This window comes from Nostoc sp. CmiVER01, from assembly GCF_034531135.2.
Lineage (GTDB): Bacteria > Cyanobacteriota > Cyanobacteriia > Cyanobacteriales > Nostocaceae > Nostoc.
The window spans coordinates 288,463-312,450 of sequence record NZ_JAVRBU020000010.1 but is presented as its reverse complement, the minus strand read 5'-3'; the positions used below and the strand labels follow the sequence as shown (position 1 = coordinate 312,450).

The window sequence follows — 23,988 nt, the reverse complement described above, 5'->3', positions numbered from 1 at the left end:
CAAAGGAAGAAATGCTGAACTGAACTGTATTGCGCTATGGGTAACAATCGGTAACTACATTTTTTAGGAAGGATAAAGGCGATGAATCTTGAACCCACTGGTTTAGAAGTAGCGATAATCGGGATGGCTGGGCGTTTTCCTGGGGGAAAAAATATTGAGGATTTCTGGGAAAATCTCGTCAACGGTGTGGAGTTGGTTTCAGATCTGCCACAAGTAGATATGGAGTTTGATGAATCCAATCAGTCCAACAAGACAATTAAAGCTGCTGCTGTTCTAGAGGGTGTAGAGTTATTTGACGCTTCATTCTTCGGTTATACTCCTAGAGAAGCGGAAACTATTGACCCACAACAGCGCCTCTTTTTAGAGTGTGCTTGGGAGGCTCTAGAAAACGCTGGCTACGATCCGGAAAAGGAAGAAAAGCCTATAGGAGTTTACGCTGGTTCCGGGTCAAGCAGTTATTTGCCTTTCAACCTTGATACTGATGAGGAATTGATGGCAGCAAAAGCAATAAGTTCTTTGCAAGCCATCGTTGGCAATGATAAAGATTTTGTAGCTACCCGCGTTTCGTATAAATTAAATCTTAACGGGCCAAGTATTAATGTTGGCACAGCTTGTTCTACTTCACTCGTTGCAACTCATTTAGCTTGTCAAAGCTTGTTGAGTGGGGAATGTAATATAGCTTTGGCTGGTGGCATTACTATTACAGTTACTAGAGATGGATTTGTCCCATTTCCAGCAGATGGAATGGTGTCTCCTGATGGACATTGCCGAGCTTTTGATGCAAAGGCTCAAGGTACGGTTTTCGGTAACGGTTTAGGTGTCGTTGTTCTTAAGCGGTTAGAAAGTGCGATCGCAGATGGCGATCAAATTTATGCTGTAATCAAAGGCTCCGCAATTAACAATGATGGTTCTTTAAAAATTGGCTACACCGCACCCAGTGAAATTGCCCAAGCTAAAGTTATTTGGGCTGCTCAACTAATGGCGGAAGTTGAGCCGGATAGCATCAGCTACATCGAGGCTCATGGTAGCGGTACTACTTTGGGCGACCCGATTGAAATGGCGGCGATGATACAAGCTTTTCAAGGTCGTACTGATAAAAAAAGCTACTGTGCAGTCGGCTCAGTCAAAACAAATGTTGGGCATTTGGGAGTAGCAGCTGGAATGGCTGGGTTAATCAAAACAGTCTTATCACTCAAACATCAACAAATACCACCCAGCCTGCACTTTGCCGAACCCAATCCGCAAATTAATTTTGAGAATAGCCCCTTTTACGTCAACACAGAGCTTGCTGAATGGGCAACTAACGGTAAACCACGCCGCGCTGGTGTTAGTTCCTTTGGTTTGGGGGGAACTAACGCCCACGTAATTTTAGAAGAAGCGCCTCCCTCCCAACCTTCTGGTAACTCCCGTCCTTGGCAATTACTGTTGCTATCTGCGAAAACTAGCTCTGCCTTAAACACAGCAACGGCGAATTTAGCTGCACACCTCAAGCAGCATCCCGATATCAACCTAGCTGATGTAGCTTCTACACTCCAACTTGGGCGTCAGGCTTTTAAACATCGGCGAGCGGTTGTTTGCCAAAACCTTGAAGATGCTGTGAGCGCACTTCAAGATTCTAAAAGAGTTTTGAGCAGCATTCAAGAAATTAGCGATCGCCCCGTGGCTTTCATGTTTACGGGATTGGGTACACAATACGTCAACATGACCGAGGAACTTTACCAACTAGAGCCGACATTTCAAAAAACAGTGGCTCAATGTTGTGAAATCCTCAAACCCCTCCTGAATCTTGACTTAAGAGATGTCATTTATCCCAAAAATTCTGCACAACCCAATTCTGTAAACGGTTCATCTCAATCGGGTTTCGATTTGCGAAAAATGCTTGGTCGCACTGTTGAACAACCCGATGCAGCCGCCGAAAAACTGAATCAAACTTATCTCACCCAACCAGCTATTTTTGTCATTGAATATGCTCTAGCTCAGTTGTGGATTTCTTGGGGAATTCGTCCCGTCGCCATGATTGGCTATAGCATTGGGGAATATGTGGCTGCGACTTTAGCCGGGGTATTGTCTTTAGAAGATGCCCTAACTCTGGTGGCTAAAAGAGCGCAAATGATTCAAGAATTGCCAAGTGGGGCAATGCTGGCTGTACCTCTTGCGGAAGCAGAAGTGCGTCCTTTCTTGAGTGAAAAACTTTCCTTATCAGCCATCAATGGGGCAAAACTTTGCGTGATTGCTGGAGATATAAATGCAATTGATGAATTAGCTGCTCAATTGACTGAGAAAGGTTTGGCTTGTCGGCGTTTGCAAACTTCTCATGCTTTCCATTCTTACATGATGGAAGCGATAGCCGAGCCATTCACCGAGTTAGTCAAAACCGTAAAGCGCCAGCCTCCGCAAATCCCCTATCTATCCAATGTTACAGGCACATGGATTACAGCCGACCAAGCAACCGATGCCAACTATTGGACAAAACATCTGTGTCAGCCTGTGCGCTTTGGTGAAGGGGTGAAGCAATTGTGGAAAAAACAGAATCCCATTTTGTTAGAAGTTGGGCCAGGACAAACTTTGAGTAGCCTAGCTTTGCAATATTTAGAAAGCGAGCAGGTTGTAGATAAAGTGGTGCTGCCATCTCTGCGTTATTCCTACGAGCAACAATCAGATTTAGCATTCTTGCTCAACACTTTAGGGCAACTGTGGCTCTCAGGAGTGGAGATAGATTGGTCGGCATTTTACGCACATGAGCGTCGTCATCGGATTCCTTTACCAACTTATCCCTTTGAGCGCCAACGTTACTGGATTGATAGACTAAAACCAACTACTAGCAAATTGCCGACATTACCCGCACTTTGGCAATCTATGGTAGAAGCTGGTCAAAATCAGGCAGTTGAGGGTGTAAAAGGAATTGACACTCAACTTGAGCAAGAACGGAAACTGTGGCTGACTCGTTTATGTGCTGGGTACATGAATCAGACCATCAGACAGTTAGGTGCTTTTAACAATCCAGAGGATAAGTATACTTTCGCAGAATTGTTTGAGCAGTGCCAAATTATTCCTCGTTATCGAGAACTGTTGGCTCGCTGGTTGAATGTATTAGTAGAAGCAGGTCATATTCAACGAGATGAGGCAGGAATTTATACTAATCTGCTGCCGCTTTCCTCAGACTCAATGAATACGTTTTTGCAAGAAGCGAGATTGCGATCGCAAGAGATAATTGAATGGGTAGATATTTACCAACGTTATGGCGAAAACTTACCAGCCATCTTGACTGGTGCTAGGGGAGCATTAGAATTTCACTTTTCGGTGAAACTTCAAGAAGAAGATTATTCAGTGCCAACCTATCCCACGCAAACTTACTATAAACCGATCTTGCGAGCGATCGTTGAGCAGGTGGTCAAACCCTTGCCAGCAAATGTCAACCTCAGAATTCTCGAACTAGGGGCAGGAACTGGTACAGCCACAGAGGAATTGTTACCTTTGTTGCCGCAAGAGCAAACCAAATATACCTTTACCGATTTGGGTAGTTTGTTCCTGAAAGCAGCCAAAAAGAAATTTAGTGCTTATCCATTTGTTGAATACGGTTTGCTAGACATAGAGAAACCGCCACAAGAGCAAGGATATTCTACTCACAATTTTGATGTCATCATTGCCTTTAATGTGCTGCATGTGGCTCGGAATATTGGAGCAACTTTAGAACATGTACGTTCTTTATTGGCTCCTGGAGGTTTTTTAATCCTTTGGGAAATCACCGAAGGCAGATTGGAAGCTGACATCATGGATGCAGTGCTAATGAATCCCATTGAGGATGAAGCAGGCATCCGCAATATGGGTAATCCCTTTTTATCAAAACAGCAGTGGCAAGAAGCTTTAACTGAGCATGGGTTTGTCAATGTTGCGGCTTTCTCAGAATTTGATGTGTTCGGAGAACATATTATTTTAGCTCAGGCTTCTGCATCAACATTAAAATCAGTTCCAGCAGCATTGACAACATTGATTCATCAAGAAGATGCCAGTCAAGATTCATCAAGTAAAAAGCCTGAAATTGCAGACTGGTTTTACGTTCCATCATGGAAACGTTCAATGTTGCCACCTGTGACAGCACAGCAAACAAACCAACAGGAATGTTATTTGATATTTGCTGATGAGAGTAGCTTGGGCGAGCAAATCGTTCAAAGATTGAAACTTCAAAGTCAAAACGTAATTACCGTCAGAGTTGGAGAGCAATTTGCTGTAGATAAAAAACAGTATGTATATACAATTAATCCTCGGCAAGTAAATGACTATCATTGCCTGTTTCAGGAACTTTCTGGCTTAAATTTGACACCAAAAATGATTGTTCATTTATGGAGTGTCACACCGCCTAATGAAACAACATTAGGAGTAGATGAAGTTAATCAAGCTCAAGATGTAGGATTTTACAGCTTGCTATTTTTAGCTCAAGTTCTAGAACAACAGAATTGGGCACAACAGTTGCAAATCATGGTAATCTCCAACAATATGCAGTCTGTGACAGGAGATGAAATACTCTCTCCACAGAAAGCAACTTTATTAGGAGCTTGTAAAGTCATTCCGCAAGAATATCCAAACATTAGCTGTCGTAGTATTGATGTTGTACTTCCCAGTGAAACAGTTGATATTGTAGACAGCTTGCTCAAAGAAATATCTGCACCATCAACTGAGCAAATTATTGCCTATCGCAATCATCATCGCTGGGTACAAAATTTTGAGCAAATCCAGTGGGATGTAGCAACTGTAACACCACAATTGCGAGATGGAGGAGTTTATTTAATTACAGGTGGCTTAGGAAATTTAGGACTACTATTAGCAGAATATTTAGCACGGACTGTCAAGGCTAAATTAATCTTAACAGGACGTTCAATCTTACCCAACCGTGATGATTGGTCGAATTGTCTGTTAGAAAAAGTGTTGAAATTAGAAGCACTAGGTGCGGAAGTTTTACTAGTTGGTGCTGATGTCACCAACCTAGAACAAATGCAAAGTGCGATCGCTCAAGCCGAAACAAAGTTTGGTAAAATCAACGGTGTCATCCATGCTGCGGGAATTTCTGGCAAACTGTGTACCATTGAACAGGTAACTAAGACCGAATGCGAGCAGCAATTTGCAGCTAAAGTACACGGACTTTTAGTCCTGGCAAAAGTTTTAGAATATCAACAGCTAGATTTTTGCTTATTGATGTCTTCTTTATCTTCAGTTTTAGGAGGAAGAGGACTGATAGCTTATTCAGCAGCAAATCTCTTCATGGATGCTTTTGTTCACCAACACAATCAAACTAGTTCTATTCCTTGGGTAAGTGTAGATTGGGATACTTGGCAAGTTGGAAAAGTTCAACAACAGCTTTTATCTGTTGATGCCAGTTTAGCGGAATTTATTTTGACACCACAAGAAGGTATCAATGTCCTCGAACGGATTTTATCTTGGAAGGAATTAAATCAAGTATTTGTCTCTACGGGAAATCTCACAGCTAGATTAGGAAAAGCAACTAGGTTAAAGTCCGTAAAACAGAAAGTAAATACCCAAGAAGCTGACCTCTCTTCTCTGCGTCCCAGACCAAATTTAAAGAATGAATTTATTGCACCTACTAACAAACTCGAAAACAAAATTGCTGAAAGCTTTCAAAAGTTTTTAGGTTTTGAAAAAGTGGGGATTTATGACAGTTTCTTTGCTTTAGGAGGAGATTCATTAACAGGAAGTGTAATGATTAACCAATTGCGTGATGACTTCCAAATAGAAGTACCAGTCCGCGCCCTCTTTGAAGCCCCTACTGTTGCTGAATTATCTCTATGTATCGAAAAAATTATTCTAGAGGAGTTAGAAAAACTAACTGATGAAGAAGCTGAAGCAACTTTAGAGAAAGTTGGGTAATCTCAATTCTTAATTAAGAAAACCAAATTTTATTTGGGTTTCTTAATTTCAACCCTTTGCCAGACTTTAGAAAATTGGTATATGGGTGCCTAGTTCATATACCATACACATTCAAGGTAGTTGAGTTTAAGATATCAATCATGAACATCCAAGTAGTTGGTGTTATTGGGGCTGGTGTAATGGGCAGTGGTTTAGCGCAAAACCTAGCCCAAACTGGTCATGAAGTGATTTTATTAGATGTCTCAGAAAAAATTTTGGAGGAGGCAAAAGAAAAGATTAAAAATAATCTTCGGTTTCAAAAAATGTTCCAGAAATCTAATAAATCGGACAATATTGAAAATGTCCTCCAAAAAATTCAGATTTTTACAGATTACCAATCCTTAGAATCAGCAGAATTTGTGATTGAAAATGTTACAGAAAAATGGGAAATTAAAAATAGAGTTTATGAAAAGATAGATGCTATTTGTCCGCCAGCAACGGTGTTTGCTGCCAATACATCGGCGATTCCCATTACTCGCATAGCTTCAGCAACAAAACGTGCTGCACAAGTCATTGGAATGCACTTCATGAACCCAGTACCAATGAAGCCAGTAGTAGAAACAATTCGTGGTTATCATACTTCTGAGCAAACAATTGAGATAGCTAAAAAACTGTTAGCCCAAATGGGCAAAGAAGGCATTATAGTTAATGATTCACCGGGTTTTGTTTCTAATCGGGTACTCATGTTAACTATCAACGAAGCTATTTTTTTACTACAAGATCAAGTCGCTTCAGCATCAGATGTAGATAGAATCTTTAAAACCTGTTTTGGTCATAAAATGGGCCCATTAGAGACTGCTGACTTAATCGGTTTAGATACTATTCTATTCTCAATTGAAGTTCTATATGAAAGCTTTAACGACAGCAAATACAGACCATGTTCTTTGCTGAAGAAGATGGTAGATGCAGGTTTGTATGGTTGTAAAAGCGGTAAGGGTTTTTATAACTACAGTTGAAAATTTCCAGTAGATACTCTACAACAAATACATAAAAATGAACCAAGCTAAAACTCAAATCAAAAATTTTATCTCACGCTTTATTACAACCCATGACTTGCAAGAAGATGAAGATATCTTTACTTTAGGTTTTATCAATTCTATGTTTGCTATGCAACTTGTTTTGTTTTTAGAGCAAGAATTTAAAATCACTATTGAGAATGAAGACCTAGATTTCGATAACTTCAGAACAATCAATGCTATGGCAAGTTTTATTGAACGCAAGCTTAGTGAAACGGTACTAGTCAGATAATTTAGGAGTCATGCTTTTGAAAAAACTCAATAGTAATTACAATGCAGATAGAATTAACTCCTGAGCAAAAAAATGCTCAAGCTACATTTCGAGCCTTTGTAGATGAGGAAATTATTCCTTTTGCCGATGAATACGACCAACAACAATCTACTCCAAAAAGGATAATTGAAAAACTAGCTCAAAAAGGATATTTAGGTGCTTTAATACCTAAAGAACATGGTGGTGGCGGCATGGATATCATCACCTATGGACTCTTAAATGAAGAAATTGGTCGGGGATGTTCTTCGCTACGGAGTTTACTAACCGTACATAATATGGTTACTCATGCTCTACTTAAGTGGGGAAGTAAGTCTCAAAAACAGTATTGGATACCTAAATTAGCAACTGGTGAGGTAATTGCTGCTTTTGGTTTGAGTGAACCTAATGTAGGTAGCGATGCTAAAAATGTTGAGACAACAGCAAAACTGGCTGGAGATTGTTATGTATTAAATGGGCAAAAAAAATGGATCACTTATGGACAAATCGCTGATATTTTCTTAGTTTTTGGTTTGTGTGAAGGTAAACCTTCTGCTTTTCTAGTTGAAAAAGATAGTCCAGGACTCTTAATCAAACCGATTGTTGGGATGTTAGGTGTTAAGGCTTCGATGTTAGCAGAATTACATCTAGTTGATTGTCGGATTCCTCAAGAAAATCTTGTAGGTAGATTGGGTTTTGGTTTTTCTTATGTTGCTTCTGCTGCACTAGATTATGGCAGATACAGTGTGGCTTGGGGATGTGTAGGTATTGCTCAAGCTTGTTTAGAAGCTTGTATTCAGTATACAAGTCAACGCCAACAGTTTGGTGTTTATTTAAAAGAACATCAATTAATTCGACAAATGATAACTAACATGATTGCCAATGTGAAAGCAGCAAGATTGTTATGCTATCAAGCAGGATATTTGAAAAATATTGGACATCCTAATTCTCTAGCTGAGACTTCAATTGCCAAGTATTTCGCATCCACAATGGCTACTAAAATAGCTAGTGATGCTGTACAAATTCATGGTGCAAATGGTTGTAGTAGTGAGTACTCCGTTGAAAGATATTTGCGAGATGCCAAAATCATGGAAATCATCGAAGGTAGCACTCAAATTCAACAAATTACCATTGCTGAATATGGTTATCAGGAGTATATGTTTTCGGGCGACTGCTTGGCAATATCTCAACAATTAGTTACAAGGATATGAAAACATGATTGGTCTAAATTTGGAGCAAACCAAGAACAAGCAAAATACAAAAAAAACAATTAAATGTGTCGTTTGGGATTTAGATAATACTCTCTGGAATGGTGTATTATTAGAAGATGAGCGCGTTGATTTGCAAGAAAATATAGTTGAGATTATCAAAACTTTAGACGCTAGAGGTATTCTGCAATCGATCGCCAGTAAAAATGATCGCAATACAGCGATCGCTAAACTTCAAGAGCTAGGGTTATCAGAGTATTTTATTTACTCCCAAATTAATTGGAATTCTAAAGTTGCTTCTATTCAAGAAATTGCTAAATCAATTAATATTGGTTTAGATGCGATCACGTTTATTGACGATCAGCAATTTGAACTAGAAGAAGTGCATTTTTCCCTACCTGATGTTCTTTGTATCAATTCAACTGAAACAGAGCATTTGTTAGATATGCCAGAGTTGAATCCTCGTTTTATTACAGAGGATTCTCAGAAAAGAAGGCAAATGTATATTAGCGACATAGAACGCAAACAAGCAGAAGAAAAATTTATCGGCGTTCAAGAAGAGTTCTTAAAAACTCTGAATATGCACTTTACTCTAGCTTCAGCCCAAGAAGAGGATTTACAACGAGCCGAAGAATTAACAGTTAGAACCAACCAGTTAAATACTACAGGTTACACTTATTCTTATGATGAACTCAATCAATTTCGGCAATCAGAGCAACATAAATTACTAATTGCTAGTTTGGAAGATAAATATGGCAGTTACGGAAAAATTGGCTTGGCTCTTGTAGAATGCCGTAATGATGTATGGACAATCAAACTTTTACTAATGTCTTGTCGCGTTATGTCCAGAGGCGTGGGTTCAGTTATGCTTAACTACATCATGAAGCTGGCTCAAGAAAACAAAGTGCGTCTGTGTGCTGAATTTCTTTCTAATAACCGTAATCGGATGATGTATATAGCCTATAAATTTGCCGGGTTTAAAGAAATTGAAAGCAAAGGCGAAATAGTAATTTTAGAAAATCAGCTTAACCAAATTCCACCCCTGCCAGAATATATAAAACTAGAAATTATCGATTAACAAATACTAATTTAATAACCTTACTTATTCAATAATTGGAAATAATATTCATGTCTTTAGAGCAAGATATTTTAAAAATAAAGTCTCAACTTTCACCAGCCAAACAAGCACTGTTGGCAAAACGCTTGCAAGGTAAAGTTCAATCTGACCAAAAATTAAATGTTGTATCTCGACGAGCGACAATCTCCCCTGTTCCTTTATCTTTTGCTCAACAACGTCTTTGGTTTCTCCATAAGTTAAACCCTGATAGCGCTTTCTACAATGAACATGGAGCTATCCAACTTCAGGGTGTGCTTGACATAGGCATATTAGAACAGTGTTTACAAGAACTTGTAAGCCGCCATGAGTCATTGCGTACTACGTTTGATACTGTTGGGGGGCAACCAGTACAAGTTATCGCCGATTCTATGGATGTACCTCTATCTGTTGTGAACTTGAGTGAGTTACCCCAAGCTGCACAGAAACTGGAAATTCTACGCTTGTCAGCCGAACACCGCCTACCTTCTTTCAATTTTGTTCAAGGCCCTCTACTGCGATGGATGCTTGTACAGCTAGGGAAACAGGATTATGTGTTGTTGCTCACCATGCACCACATTATTATTGATGGTTGGTCATTGGGTGTGATGTTTCGGGAATTGGCAGCATTATATGCAGCTTTTTCTCAAGGTAAACCTGCTTCACTTCCCGAAATGCCTCTTGAATATGGAGATTTTGCTATTTGGCAAAGGGAGTGGTTACAGGGAAAAGTGCTAGAGTCTCAACTGACTTATTGGAAACAGCAGTTAAGTAATTATCCACCTGTACTACAGTTACCAACAGATTATCCTCGGCCATCAGTGCAAAGCTTTCGCGGTGCTAGGCAACACTTTTCTTTGGGCGCTAACCTGACTCAAGCCCTTAAGGATATGAATAAACAGGAGAATCTTACTCTCTTTATTACTTTGCTAGCAGCCTTCAAAACCCTGCTTTATCGCTATACTTCGGCTGAGAAGATTGTCATTGGCTCACCCATTGCCAATCGCAACCGAGACAAGAATACAGAAGGCATCGTGGGATTTTTTGCCAACACGATCGCAATGCAAACAGATTTTTCTGGTAATCCCACTTTTCGGGAACTGTTAAATCGAGTCCGCCAAATGATGTTAGAGGCGCAGACTTACCAAGATTTGCCCTTTGAACAACTCGTTAAGGAACTACAACCACATCGAGACTTGAGCCATTCACCTATATTTCAAGTGGTGTTTCTCCTGCAAAATGAATTGACATCAGCACTGTCGGCTTTAGAGGTGTTGGGCTTGAAAACCAGTCTTTGGGAAACCGATACAAGTACAGCCAAGTTTGATTTAACTCTGGCGGTGAGAGAGACAGATGGGAGATTAATCGGCGCTTGGGAGTACAACACCGACTTGTTTGCACCAAGTACGATCGTTAGAATGGCAAATCATTTCCAAACTTTATTAACAGCGATCGTTCTCAATCCCGATCAACACTTGCATGATCTGCCACTGTTAACCATCTCAGAAAAACAGCAGTTTTTAGAGTGGAATCATACTCAAGTAAATTATCCCAAAGATTTGTGTATTCATCAGGTGTTTGAACAGTGGGTACAAAAAACCCCAAATGCTGTAGCAGTGATGTTTAAAGATGAGCAACTAACCTATAGAGAACTTAATAGCCGCGCTAACCAATTAGCACATCATTTGCAAACGCTAGGGGTTGGTCCAGAAGTATTGGTGGGTATCTGTGTTGAACGCTCCCTAGAGATGATCGTAGGACTGTTGGGAATTCTGAAAGCTGGTGGTGCTTACGTACCCCTAGACTCAGCTTATCCCCAAGAACGCCTAGCCTATATGTTGTCAGATTCACAGGTTAAGGTGCTATTAACTACAGAGAAATTAGCAGCAAACTTACCTGAGCATAAAGCATCTCTAGTCTACTTGGATACAGAAATTTCTTGTGAAAGTCAAGATAATTTACTTAGTCGGGTTAAACCTGAGAATTTAGCTTATGTGATTTATACTTCAGGTTCTACAGGAAAACCGAAAGGAGTTTTAATTGCCCACCAGGGATTGTGCAATCTAGCGCAAGCACAAATTGATAGCTTTGATGTGCAGCCAAACAGCCGTATTCTGCAATTCGCATCTTTTAGCTTTGATGCTGCTGTTTGGGAAATTTTTATGGCTCTGGGTTGTGGAGCGAGGATTGTTTTGGGAACTCCAGAGGAGTTGCTGCCAGGGTCAGCTTTACTTAAACTGTTGGATGAGCAGGCGATTACACACGTAACACTCCCTCCGTCAGCATTAGCTGTTCTACCCAATAAAGAACTACCAGCGTTGCAAATTATCATAGTTGCGGGTGAGGCTTGTGGATCGGATTTAGTCACGCAATGGTCTAATGGTCGCCGTTTCTTCAACGCTTACGGGCCAACTGAATCAACTGTCTGCGCCACCATAGCTGAATCTACGCCAGATATTAGTCAACTGCCTATCGGTTGCCCAATTGCGAATACTCAAGTTTATATCCTAGACGAATATCTGCAACGCGTTCCTGTGGGTGTCGCTGGGGAATTACATATTGGTGGTGTCGGTATTGCTCGCGGCTACCTGAATCGTCCAGAGTTGACAGCAGATAAATTTATCCGTAATCCCTTTAGCGATAAATTAGGAGATCGTCTTTACAAAACTGGCGATCGCGCCCGCTACCTACCAGATGGTAACATTGAGTTTCTCGGTCGTATCGATCATCAAATTAAGATTCGCGGCTATCGCATTGAACTCGGAGAAATTGAAGCCGTACTCGTTAATCATCCAAAAATCAAAGAAACTCTGGTCTTAGCTAGAGAAGATAAACTCGGCGAAAAGCGTTTATTCGCTTACGTTGTCGCCGAGCAAAAAACAAGTGAAATCTTCAATCAAGAGAAATTTGTAACCACAAGTGAACTCCGAAACTTTCTCCAAAAAAAGCTACCTGAATATATGATGCCATCAGCTTTCGTGTTCTTAGAAAGAATGCCACTAACGCCCAACGGTAAAATCGACCATCGTGCTTTACCTGTACCAGAAAACCGTCAGTTAGAAACACCATATATCAGACCCCAAACTAAAGTAGAGCGACTTATTACTAATATTTGGCAACAATTATTGCAAATAGAAAAGGTGGGAGTTGAGGATAATTTCTTTCATCTTGGAGGACATTCATTACTCATTGTCAAATTACAAGTAGAATTAAATGAAATTTTTGATAAAGAAATACCTATTATAGAATTATTTAAATATCCAACTATCAAATCTTTAGCTGAATATTTAACTGAAAATAATAATGAGTCCACTTATTCTCAGCAAGCATACGAAAAAGCAGAGAATCGTAACTCTCGCAAAGCTATGACAATCCAAAAAAGACAACTCAGGCAAAAACATCGAGCAAATAATTAGTAATTTAGCATTTCCTAATCTACAGAGATACTTAAAACCTCTGTGTACCTTTGCGCTTTACTCTGCGATCCTCTGCGTTTAAAAACATTGATTCTGTACCTCATTTAACTGGAAATCGCTATATTTTCGCTTTCTAATAACCATCGTTTTTTTTACAATCATGACTAAACAGCCTTTACCTAATTTAGATAATGATTCAGAAATTGCCATTATTGGCATATCTTGTCGTTTCCCTAAAGCCAAAAATACCGCAGAGTTTTGGCAAAATCTCCGAGAAGGTGTAGAGTGTATTTCCTTTTTTAACTCTCAAGAACTAGCTTATTCTGGTGTAGATCCTGAGTTATTGAATAATACCAACTACGTTAAAGCTAATAGTGTGCTATCAGACATAGATATGTTTGATGCTTTCTTTTTTGACATCAGCGCTAGAGAAGCTGAAACGATCGATCCGCAACATCGCCTTTTCTTAGAACAAGCTTGGGAAGCGATTGAGAATGCAGGTTATGACCCTCAAACTTACAAGGGTTCGATTGGTGTCTACGCTGGTTCTGGTATTAATACTTATTTACTTAATAACCTTTATAAAAAGTTTGATACATCTAACCCGATAGATGATTACAAATATAGATTGCTGATTGGCAATGATAAAGATTTTTTATCTACTCGCGTCTCTTACCAATTAAACCTTAAAGGGCCGAGTATTACTGTTCAAACTGCTTGTTCTACTTCATTAGTCGCTGTACACTTAGCTAGCCAAAGCTTGCTAAATGGTGAGTGTGATATCGCCTTGGCTGGTGGTGTTGCAGTTAAAGTGCCACAGAAAACCGGCTATCTGTATCAAGAGGGGATGATTTTATCTCCCGATGGACATTGCCGAGCCTTTGATATCAGAGCAGCAGGGACGATTAGTGGTAGCGGTGTTGGTCTTGTTGTCTTAAAAAGATTAGAAGATGCTCTTGCAGATGGCGATTTTATTCATGCGGTGATTAAAGGTTCTGCCATAAATAATGACGGTGCGGTGAAAGTTGGTTATACAGCGCCCAGTGTAGATGGTCAGACAGCAGTGATCTTAGAGGCTCAAACCGTAGCTGGAATTGCTCCAGAAACAATCACTTATATGGAGGCGCATGGAACCGGTACGCCTTTGGGAGACCCGATCGAAATTACTGCACTCACACAAGCTTTTTCTACAAATACCCAAAACAAGGGATTTTGCGCGATTGGTTCTGTTAAAACCAATGTCGGTCATTTAGATGCAGCAGCTGGTGTTGCAGGTCTGATTAAAACCGTTTTGGCACTTAAACACCAGCAAATCCCACCAAGCCTGCACTTTGAAAACCCTAATCCCAAAATAGACTTTGCTAACAGCCCCTTTTACGTCAATACCAAACTTTCTGAGTGGCAAACTAAAAGTACACCCCGTCGTGCTGGTGTCAGTTCTTTTGGCATTGGGGGCACAAATGCTCATGTGGTATTGGAAGAAGCCCCACCACAACAGCCATCTGGAAAATCCCGTCCCTACCAGTTGTTAACCATTTCAGCGAAAACTAGTTCAGCGCTGGAGGTGGCGATCGCCAATTTGTCTGCACACTTGCAGCAGCACCCCGAACTTAACCTAGCTGATGTTGCTTACACCTTAAGCAAAGGTCGTAAGGCTTTCAACTATAGACGGATGCTCGTTTGTCAAGATATTGCACAGACACAGCCCTTACTGAGTGAGGTCGAGCCTAGCAAATTTCATGAATCAGGCGATCGCTCAATTACCTTTATGTTTTCTGGACAAGGTTCGCAGTATGTGAATATGGGGCGAGAACTCTATCAACTGGAACCAACATTCCGAAAGCAAATAGACAAATGTGCAGAGATTCTCCAACCTCACTTAGGAGTTGACCTACGTCATATTCTTTACCCCAATACCGAACAAACTGAACTTGCCACACAGCAACTACAACAAACTGCACTTGCTCAACCTGCACTGTTTGTGATTGAATACGCCCTAGCACAGTTATGGATGTCATGGGGAATCCGCCCTGTGGCGATGATTGGTCACAGTATCGGGGAATATGTCGCCGCCACCATTGCAGGTGTATTTTCCCTAGATGATGCTTTGGCTGTAGTCGCCACTAGGGGTAAATTGATGCAACAGATGCCAACTGGGAGGATGTTGGCAGTACCCCTAACAGAGCAGCAAGTACAACCACTCTTGGGTCAACAACTTTCTCTAGCTGCTGTCAACAGTTTGTCATCCTGCATCGTTTCTGGACCGACATCAGCAATTGAAGCACTACAACAGCAATTAGCGGCACAAGGCATAGATACTGTGCCTCTTTTCACCTCTCATGCCTTCCATTCGGCTCAGATGCAGCCAGTTGTGCAAAAATTCACACAGCATTTGCAACAGGTACAGCTTCAGCCACCGCAAATTCCTTACATCTCCAACCTGACTGGTACGTGGATTACTGCTGATGAAGCCACCAATCCCCATTACTGGGCACAGCATCTGCGGCAAACTGTACGCTTTGCTGAAGGTTTAGAAAAGTTATTGCAAGAACCCGCTCAAATTTTGTTAGAGGTTGGCCCTGGTTGGACGTTAAGTAAATTAACTAAGCAGCATCCAAATAAACATCCCGAACAGGTAGTATTAATTTCGTTACGCCATCCGCGTTGGGGTAGCCCATCGCAGACATCGCCTCAATCTGACTTAGAGTTATTGTTAAACACATTAGGTCATCTTTGGCTGAATGGGGCACAAGTAGATTGGTCAGGATTTTATGCCCATGAACAACGCTGTCGCCTTCCCTTACCTACATATCCCTTTGAGCGCCAGCGCTACTGGATTGAGCCAGAAAACCCCTCTTCATCATCAACACAGCTTTGGAAAACTGTAGTGCAGGCGGGTCAGCACCAAGCAAGTAGCGGTATTTTGGAATTTGATCAGCAAACCTGTCTGGAGAGCAGACAATGGCTGGATCGTTTGTGTATTGCATATATCAATAAAACTCTTAGGCATAATGGTGCTTTTAGCAATCCTGACGACAAATATACTTTTGAGGAATTGTTTAAGAAATGCCAAGTTATTCCTCGCTATCGGCAGTTGTTTGCTAGGTGGTTACAAGTATTAGTAGAGCAAGGTAACTTACAACAAAATGGAGGAATTTTTACTAAGTTGCTGCCATTTTTATCAGAATCTTTTGACACAGTGTTAGCAGCAGTCAAAACCCAATGTACAGATACACCTCAACAGGTAGATTTAGTCCAGCTTTGTGGTGAAAATTTAGTTGATATACTAACTGGAAAAAAACCACCACTAGAGTTTTTTAATACTTTGATATATGACGAAGAACAAGCACAAAAGCTAAGTATTTACCCTCGCTGGATTGCTTATTACAATAACATTATGCGGGCAAGTCTGGAGCAAGTAGTTAAGTCCTTGCCATCAGCAGTTAATTTAAGAGTTTTAGAAGTAGGTGGAGGAATGGGTTTAGCCACCAGCGAATTATTACCCTTATTGCCTGCCAAACAAACCAATTACACCTTTACTGATGTGGGTGGTTTGTTCTTGAAAGCAGCTAAAAAGAAATTTAGCGATTATCCATTTATTGACTATCGTTTATTCGATATTGAAAAGCCTCCTGAAGAACAAGGTTATTCGGCTCATAGCTTTGATGTCGTAGTAGCAGCCAACGTGCTACACGTTACCAAAAACATGGAAGCAACTTTAGAGTATGTGCGCTCTTTGTTAGCTCCTGGGGGTATACTCTTGCTTTGGGAATGTACTGAACCTCGCTTCGACTTCGATATTACCTGGGGTCTTTTGATGAATCCTCCAGAAGATGAACAACGCAATCAAGGGAATCCATTTTTATCTAAACAACAGTGGCAAGAAGCACTAAGTTCTCATGGATTTATCGAAGTGGAAGCTTTTTCCGCAACTGAAGTTTTTGGACATCATGTAATAGTAGCTCAGGCTGCAACTTTAGAGAATAAAACTATATCGGCTGCATTTACTACAACTCTAAAACAAGAAGCTCAAGTCTCATTAGACAAAAAGCCAGACATTGCCGATTGGTTCTACATTCCTTCCTGGAAACCTTCACCGTTGCCTAAAACTTCTCAGTTAGGGGTTGCTCAGTTGGGATGCTCGTTAGTGTTTATTGATGAGTATGGCATAGGTAGCGAATTGGTGAAGCAACTGGAATTAGTAGGACAAGATGTAGTTACTATCAAACTTGGTAAACAATTTAGTAAAAATACCAAATCTGGACAACATCTGTATACTATCAACCTGCAAAATCGGGATGATTACGACGCTTTACTCAATGAACTTCGCACACTAAGTTTAATTCCCAAAACAATTGTTCATTTATGGAGTATTACACCGCCAAATTCCTTAGAATCAAGACTTGATAACTATGAAAAAGCTCAAGAACAAGGTTTATATAGTCTGATACTTCTTGTGCAGGCACTAGGCAAGCAAAATCTCACAAATGAGTTGGAAATCGTGGTGATTTCTAATGGGATGCAAGCATTAACTGGAGAAGAAATACTCAACCCAGAAAAGGCAACTTTACTGGGAGCCGTTAAGGTGATTCCGCGTGAGTATCCTAATATCCATTGCCGTAGTATTGATATTGTTCTCCCAGCTTCAGGTAGTTGGAAAGAAGAAAAACTTATAGACCAACTGCTCAACGAAACTAGTGCTAATACTTCTGATGAAATTATTGCCTATCGTGGTCTTCATCGTTGGGTACAAACTTTTGAGTCTGTCCGTTTAGATAAAGATGTCAAAGAAATACCACGCTTAAAACAAGGTGGAGTTTACTTGATTAGTGGTGGACTCGGATATCTGGGATTAGAATTGCTAGCACCATATCTAGCCAAAACTTTTCAAGCTAAACTGATACTGACAGGGCGTTCAACTTTTCCTCATCGACAAGAGTGGTCTAAATGGTTAGCAACTCATGATGACAATGACGACATTTGCCGCAAGATTCACAAAGTACAGGAACTAGAAAAATTAGGCTCTGAAGTTTTAGTAGCTAGTGCTGATGTTGCTAATCTTCAACAGATGCAAGAATTAATTGCTCAAGCTCAAGGCCAATTTGGACAAATCAATGGTGTAATTCACACCGCAGGAATTCTGGGTGATAGCTCGATTCAGCGAAAAACTATAGACCAGGTAAAAAGTGTTTTGGAGGCAAAAGTTAAGGGTACACTAGTTCTCGATATCCTCTTCAAAGATACTGAATTAGATTTCTTAATTCTTTGTTCTTCAATGGCTGCGATCGCACCATTACCCGGTCAGATAGCATATACTAGTGCCAATAACTTTATTGATAGTTTTGCCCATTACAAAACCTCCACAAATAAACAATTTACTGTTTCTATCAACTTGTGTGGTTGGCAGGAAGGTGGAATGGGTTTTGAAGGGACAAAACATATCCAAAAGATTTTCCAAGCTCAATCAAAAACAGTTAGCCACCCTCTGATAGATAGTTGTTTAATCAAAGACTCAAACCAAGAGATATATGTTTCTCACTTGAGTGCTAGTAAGCACTGGGTTCTCAATGAACACAAGCTTATGGGCAAAGCTACACTTCCGGGAACAGCTTATCTAGAATTAGCCGTAGCTGCTTGCGAAAACCACACTCAAAATATAACAATAGAACTGCGGGAAGTTACTTTCTTAAAACCATTAGTGGTAGAAGAACATACAGAAAAAGAAGTTCGTACTCTCTTAAATAAGCAAAAAGATGGTTTTGAATTCGTAATCGTTAGCCGAGTAGATTCAACCATAGAGCAATGGACAGAACACGCCAGAGGAGAAATCGTCTGGAGTCAGCCAGAATCATCTAAAAAATATGCAATCTCCGAAATTTTAGATAACTGCCATCACCAGGAAATAATTGTTTCTGAGCTAAATTATCAAACTCAATCAGAAAATCTAGAATTTGGATTAAGATGGCAAAACTTACAGCAAATAAACTTTGGGAATAATCAGGGATTGGCAGTATTAGAATTGTCAAAAAGTTTTTTAGATGATTTGAATAATTATAAGTTGCATCCAGCGCTATTAGATGCAGCTACTGGTTTTTTAACCAGGCAATTATCAAATAAAAATAATTACCTCCCATTCTCATACAAAAGACTGAAAATTCATAACTCAATTCCATCTAGAGTATATAGTTATGCTAGATTGGTAGAAAAGATTAATTCAGCACAAGATACTCTCAATTTCAACATCTCTATCTTAGATATTGAAGGAAATGAACTAGTTGAAATTGAAGAATATACCCTTAAGAAAATCAATCCAGAAATTGAGCAATCTCAAGTCTCTAGAGAAATCATCCCAGCTATCTCAGAAAGTGAGAATTTTCAGTTAAGAATTTTCTCTCCTGGGGTTTTAGACACTTTGAAATTTCAACCTACCACTCGTAAAAAACCAAAACCTAGCGAAGTCGAAATTGAAGTAGCTGCGGTTGGTCTTAACTTCCAAGAAGTTTTGGTAGCGATGGGTTTGTTTCCAACTCCAACTGATTTTGTTTACGAGTTCGGTCTTGAATGTGCTGGCAAAATAGTCTCTCTTGGAGAAGGAGTTAAGGGTTTTGAAATTGGAGATGAAGTAATTGCCATTGGCAGTTCTAGTTTGAGCCGATTTATGACAACTACTGCTAATTTAGTGGCACTCAAACCAAAACATCTCACTTTGCAAGAAGCAGCAACAATTCCTGTTGCTTTTGGGACAGCCTACTATTCTTTGATGAAAGTGGGCAGACTGTGCAAGGGTGAAAGTATTTTGATTCATTCTGCTGCTGGTGGTGTGGGAATGGCGGCTGTCGAGATTGCCCAGTGGATTGGCGCAGAAATCTTTGCCACAGCAGGTAACGCAGAAAAACGGGAATTTCTGCGCTCAAAAGGTATTAAGCACGTTATGGATTCCAGGTCTGTTGCTTTTGCTGATGAAGTTATGCGACTTACTGATGGTAAGGGAGTAAACGTAGTTTTGAATTCATTAGGTGGAGAATTCATCCCTAAGAGTCTTGCTATTTTAGCACGGAATGGACGCTTTTTAGAAATTGGTCAAAAGGATATCTTGAATAATACTCAATTAGGACTAAGACCTTTTGAGAAAAATTTAAGCTTCTTTGCTATTCACCCAGATATGGAAGACTTTAAACACATTGATTGGTGTAGGGAAGTTGTAGAATTCTTCGAGCAAGGAAATTTCCCAAATCTTCCCCATAGAGTGTTTCCCATTACAAAGGTAGCTGATGCTTTTGAATATATGGCTGGAGGGAAACATATCGGTAAAATTGTAGTTTCTTTACAGGAAAAAGAATTTTTAAAAACACTTGTGTATAAAGAAAGCAAAGTAGAATTAGCAGCTAGAAAAACTGCGGCTTTTCTGGCAACTCCTGACTCGAATAGTGTTGGCTTGCTTCCACAAAATAACAAACTTAACACAGACTTCTTTAGGGAAGATGGGTTATCACCATCAGAAACTATTGAGATTTTTAGCAGAATATTAGGAAGTACACTGCCACAAGTTTTAATATGGACTAATGATTTTCTGAGTTGGCGCGAGCGACATAATACTTATAATCAAGAAAATTTAATCGAGATTTTCGAGAAAGCTAATTTATCTCAACCAGTTCAACAGACATATTCACGACCTAAGCTTAAAAATGAATATGTCGCACCTAAAAATGAAATTGAACAGGCGATCGCTGAAGTTTGGCAAGAGGTTCTGGGTATTAATGAAGTTGGACGTTATGACAATTTCTTTGAGTTGGGTGGAGATTCTCTTTTGATAGTCCAAGTTCGTAGCAAACTCCAAAAAAGATTAAACATCAACTTCTCAATTAATGATGCCTTTGAGTATTCCACAATTAGTGCCTTAGCCCAATATCTCAGCAAAGACCAGACTCAAGAATCGGTATCTCAACCAATTAATGAACGTGCCGACAAGCTGCAAAAAGCGATCGCCCAAGACGCACAACTGATTGAAAAAAGGAGAAAGGCCCGTGAATAACCCCAAAGGCATAGCTATTGTTGGCATGGCTGGTCGTTTTCCAGGAGCTAAAAATGTTGATGAGTATTGGCAGAATTTGTGCGCTGGACGGGAGTGTATTTCCTTTTTCAGTGATGAAGAATTGCTGGCTTTGGGTGTAGACCAAGCTTTAGTAAATAATTCTAGCTATGTGAAAGCTGGCGCACCAATTTCTGGTATTGAAATGTTTGATGCTTCCTTTTTCGGTTTCTCACCTAAGGAAGCTGAGGCGACAGATCCACAACAACGTATTTTTTTGGAGTGTGCTTGGGAAGCCCTAGAAAATGCAGGCTATGATTCTGAAGCCTACAAAGGATGGATAGGTGTTTATGCAGGGGGGAGCCTCAGTACATACCTAATAGAAAACTTGTTATTAACCAATTTTTACACCCTGGAATCTTTGAGTAGGCAATTTCCAGCTAGTAATGACAAAGACTATATACCTACGCGAGTTTCCTACAAGTTAAATCTGCAAGGCCCGAGTCTCAATGTTAGTACAACTTGCTCTACCTCACTAGTAGCAGTTCACATTGCCTGTCGAGGATTATTGAACTATGAGTGTGATATGGCACTGGCGGGCGGGGTTTCGATCCAAGTTCCACAGCAACTAGGTTATTTGTATATAAAAGAAGGTATGGCTTCTCCTGACGGTCACTGCCGCGCTTTTGATGCTAATGCTCAAGGGACAATTATGGGCAACGGAGTCGGTATTGTTGTACTCAAAAGATTAGAGGATGCTTTAGCAGAGGGAGACTGTATTTATGCTGTCATTAAAGGTTCAGCTATAAATAATGATGGTTCAGCAAAAGTAGGCTTTACCGCTCCTAGTAGTAGTGGACAAGCGAAAGTCATTTCTGAAGCTCAGGTGATCGCTAATTTTAACCCAGAAACAATTAGCTATATCGAAACCCACGGAACTGGTACTATTTTGGGCGATCCTATAGAAATTAGTGCCCTGAAGAAAGTATTTAATGCTAGTACTCAAAAAAGGGGTTTTTGTGCTATTGGTTCAGTTAAGACAAATGTTGGTCATTTAAATACAGCTTCGGGTGTAGCGGGTTTAATTAAGACTGTTATGGCACTCAAACATCAAGTTATTCCGCCTAACCTACACTTTGAAACACCCAATCCCGAAATCGGCTTTGAGGACAGCCCTTTCTACGTCAATACCAAACTTTCTGAGTGGAAAACCAATGGTACACCCCGGCGGGCTGGTGTTAGTTCCTTTGGCTTTGGCGGTACTAATGCTCATGTCGTTCTGGAAGAAGCACCAGCACAAAAGCTGTCGGAAAAGTCTCGATCTTGGCAGTTGTTAGTCATTTCAGCCAAAACCGACTCAGCTCTGGAAGTGGCAACTGAAAATTTGAAAAGCCACCTCCAGCAATATCCTCACTTAGATTTAGCTGATGTGGCTTATACCCTTCAATTAGGTCGTCGGACTTTTGATCGCCATCGCTTCGTAGTCTGCCAAGACATGAAAGATGCTGTATCAGCCCTGGCAGCAAGTTCACAACGAGTTTTAACCCACCACCAAAAGCCCATCCTGCACCCGATCGCCTTTATGTTTTCTGGACAAGGTTCGCAGTATGTGAATATGGGGCGAGAACTCTATCAACTGGAACCAACATTCCGAAAGCAAATAGACAAATGTGCAGAGATTCTCCAACCTCACTTAGGAGTTGACCTACGTCATATTCTTTACCCCAATACCGAACAAACTGAACTTGCCACACAGCAACTACAACAAACTGCACTTGCTCAACCTGCACTGTTTGTGATTGAATACGCCCTAGCACAGTTATGGATGTCATGGGGAATCCGCCCTGTGGCGATGATTGGTCACAGTATCGGGGAATATGTCGCCGCCACCATTGCAGGTGTATTTTCCCTAGATGATGCTTTGGCTGTAGTCGCCACTAGGGGTAAATTGATGCAACAGATGCCAACTGGGAGGATGTTGGCAGTACCCCTAACAGAGCAGCAAGTACAACCACTCTTGGGTCAACAACTTTCTCTAGCTGCTGTCAACAGTTTGTCATCCTGCATCGTTTCTGGACCGACATCAGCAATTGAAGCACTACAACAGCAATTAGCGGCACAAGGCATAGATACTGTGCCTCTTTTCACCTCTCATGCCTTCCATTCGGCTCAGATGCAGCCAGTTGTGCAAAAATTCACACAGCATTTGCAACAGGTACAGCTTCAGCCACCGCAAATTCCTTACATCTCCAACCTGACTGGTACGTGGATTACTGCTGATGAAGCCACCAATCCCCATTACTGGGCACAGCATCTGCGGCAACCCGTGAGGTTTTCTTTGGGAGTTTCCGAATTGTTGCAACAGTCTGAAAGCATTTTAATAGAAGTTGGCCCGGGGCGATCGCTAAGTACGTTGACCAAACGGCATTTAGAGCCTGGTGCAAAACAGCTTGTGCTTTCTTCCTTGCATCATCCTAAAGAACAACATTCAGATGTTGCCTTTTTATTAAATACATTGGGACGACTTTGGATGGCTGGCGTAGAGATAGACTGGTCAGGTTTTTATGCCCACGAAAAACGTAATCGCCTGCCTCTACCCACTTATCCCTTTGAGCGTCAGCGCTACTGGATTGATAGCAAACCACGACCCTTATCTACCCTCGACGATCAAAAACCAGATATTACTGAAACTGACAGAACATCTTCTAGTCAACGCTACTACAGATTAAATCTTGGTAATCCTTATGTTGCACCAAATAACGAGTTAGAAACACAAATTGCCGAAATGTGGCAAGAAGTTCTTGGTGTGAAAGAAGTTGGTATTAATGATGATTTCTTTGAATTGGGAGGAGATTCTTTAGTTGCTACCCGACTATTTTCGCGTTTACAAACAACTTTTCCTGTAGAGTTATCAATGCGAAATATCTTATTTCAAGCTGCCACTGTAGCTCAACAAGCAGAAATGTTAGACCAACTTCTTCTCGAAAAAATTGCAGAATTATCTGAAGAAGAAGTCAAATCTATTTTAGCTAATTAATTGATCGCAATTCCGATAAAAAT

At 40.5% G+C, this 23,988-nt stretch carries 8 protein-coding genes and 1 pseudogene; all 9 read left to right on the top strand.

The features are described 5' to 3' along the window. Window positions 1-81 precede the first annotated feature (81 nt). Window positions 82-5,880: an SDR family oxidoreductase gene (locus tag RMZ43_RS19425; RefSeq protein WP_428850860.1), complete on the top strand. Its 5,799-nt coding sequence runs from the start codon at window positions 82-84 to the stop codon at window positions 5,878-5,880. Between the two features lie 140 nt (window positions 5,881-6,020). Then, entirely contained in the window at window positions 6,021-6,875 is an 855-nt protein-coding gene (locus RMZ43_RS19420) for a 3-hydroxyacyl-CoA dehydrogenase family protein (protein WP_428850859.1), read from the top strand. A gap of 37 nt (window positions 6,876-6,912) precedes the next feature. Further along, entirely contained in the window at window positions 6,913-7,167 is a 255-nt protein-coding gene (locus RMZ43_RS19415; protein WP_428850858.1) for an acyl carrier protein, read from the top strand. A gap of 41 nt (window positions 7,168-7,208) precedes the next feature. Further along, complete coding sequence (locus RMZ43_RS19410; RefSeq protein ID WP_428850857.1) at window positions 7,209-8,393, top strand: acyl-CoA dehydrogenase family protein; 1,185 nt, start codon at window positions 7,209-7,211, stop codon at window positions 8,391-8,393. Between the two features lie 4 nt (window positions 8,394-8,397). After that, window positions 8,398-9,468: an HAD-IIIC family phosphatase gene (locus RMZ43_RS19405; RefSeq protein ID WP_428850856.1), complete on the top strand. Its 1,071-nt coding sequence runs from the start codon at window positions 8,398-8,400 to the stop codon at window positions 9,466-9,468. Window positions 9,469-9,518: 50 nt separating this feature from the next. Next, window positions 9,519-12,899: a non-ribosomal peptide synthetase gene (locus tag RMZ43_RS19400; RefSeq protein WP_428850855.1), complete on the top strand. Its 3,381-nt coding sequence runs from the start codon at window positions 9,519-9,521 to the stop codon at window positions 12,897-12,899. Window positions 12,900-13,059: 160 nt separating this feature from the next. After that, window positions 13,060-15,765 (top strand): annotated as a pseudogene (locus RMZ43_RS19395) (type I polyketide synthase); the annotation flags it as partial. Between the two features lie 531 nt (window positions 15,766-16,296). Next, a complete protein-coding gene (locus tag RMZ43_RS19390; protein WP_428850898.1) occupies window positions 16,297-20,931 on the top strand; it encodes an SDR family oxidoreductase in 4,635 nt (1,544 codons plus the stop codon). Next, the gene (locus RMZ43_RS19385; protein ID WP_428850854.1) at window positions 20,924-23,965 is read left to right on the top strand and encodes a beta-ketoacyl synthase N-terminal-like domain-containing protein; all 3,042 of its coding nucleotides are present in this window, start codon (window positions 20,924-20,926) and stop codon (window positions 23,963-23,965) included. Before RMZ43_RS19390 ends, RMZ43_RS19385 begins: the two co-directional genes overlap by 8 nt. The last annotated feature ends 23 nt before the right edge of the window (window positions 23,966-23,988 follow it).

What these genes read in the sequence shown, in the direction of transcription:
- RMZ43_RS19390 (WP_428850898.1), top strand. Translation starts at nt 16,297, where the DNA reads ATGCGGGCAAGTCTGGAGCAAGTAGTTAAGTCCTTGCCATCAGCAGTT.
- RMZ43_RS19425 (WP_428850860.1), top strand. Translation starts at nt 82, where the DNA reads ATGAATCTTGAACCCACTGGTTTAGAAGTAGCGATAATCGGGATGGCT.
- RMZ43_RS19420 (WP_428850859.1), top strand. Translation starts at nt 6,021, where the DNA reads ATGAACATCCAAGTAGTTGGTGTTATTGGGGCTGGTGTAATGGGCAGT.
- RMZ43_RS19410 (WP_428850857.1), top strand. Translation starts at nt 7,209, where the DNA reads ATGCAGATAGAATTAACTCCTGAGCAAAAAAATGCTCAAGCTACATTT.
- RMZ43_RS19415 (WP_428850858.1), top strand. Translation starts at nt 6,913, where the DNA reads ATGAACCAAGCTAAAACTCAAATCAAAAATTTTATCTCACGCTTTATT.
- RMZ43_RS19405 (WP_428850856.1), top strand. Translation starts at nt 8,398, where the DNA reads ATGATTGGTCTAAATTTGGAGCAAACCAAGAACAAGCAAAATACAAAA.
- RMZ43_RS19400 (WP_428850855.1), top strand. Translation starts at nt 9,519, where the DNA reads ATGTCTTTAGAGCAAGATATTTTAAAAATAAAGTCTCAACTTTCACCA.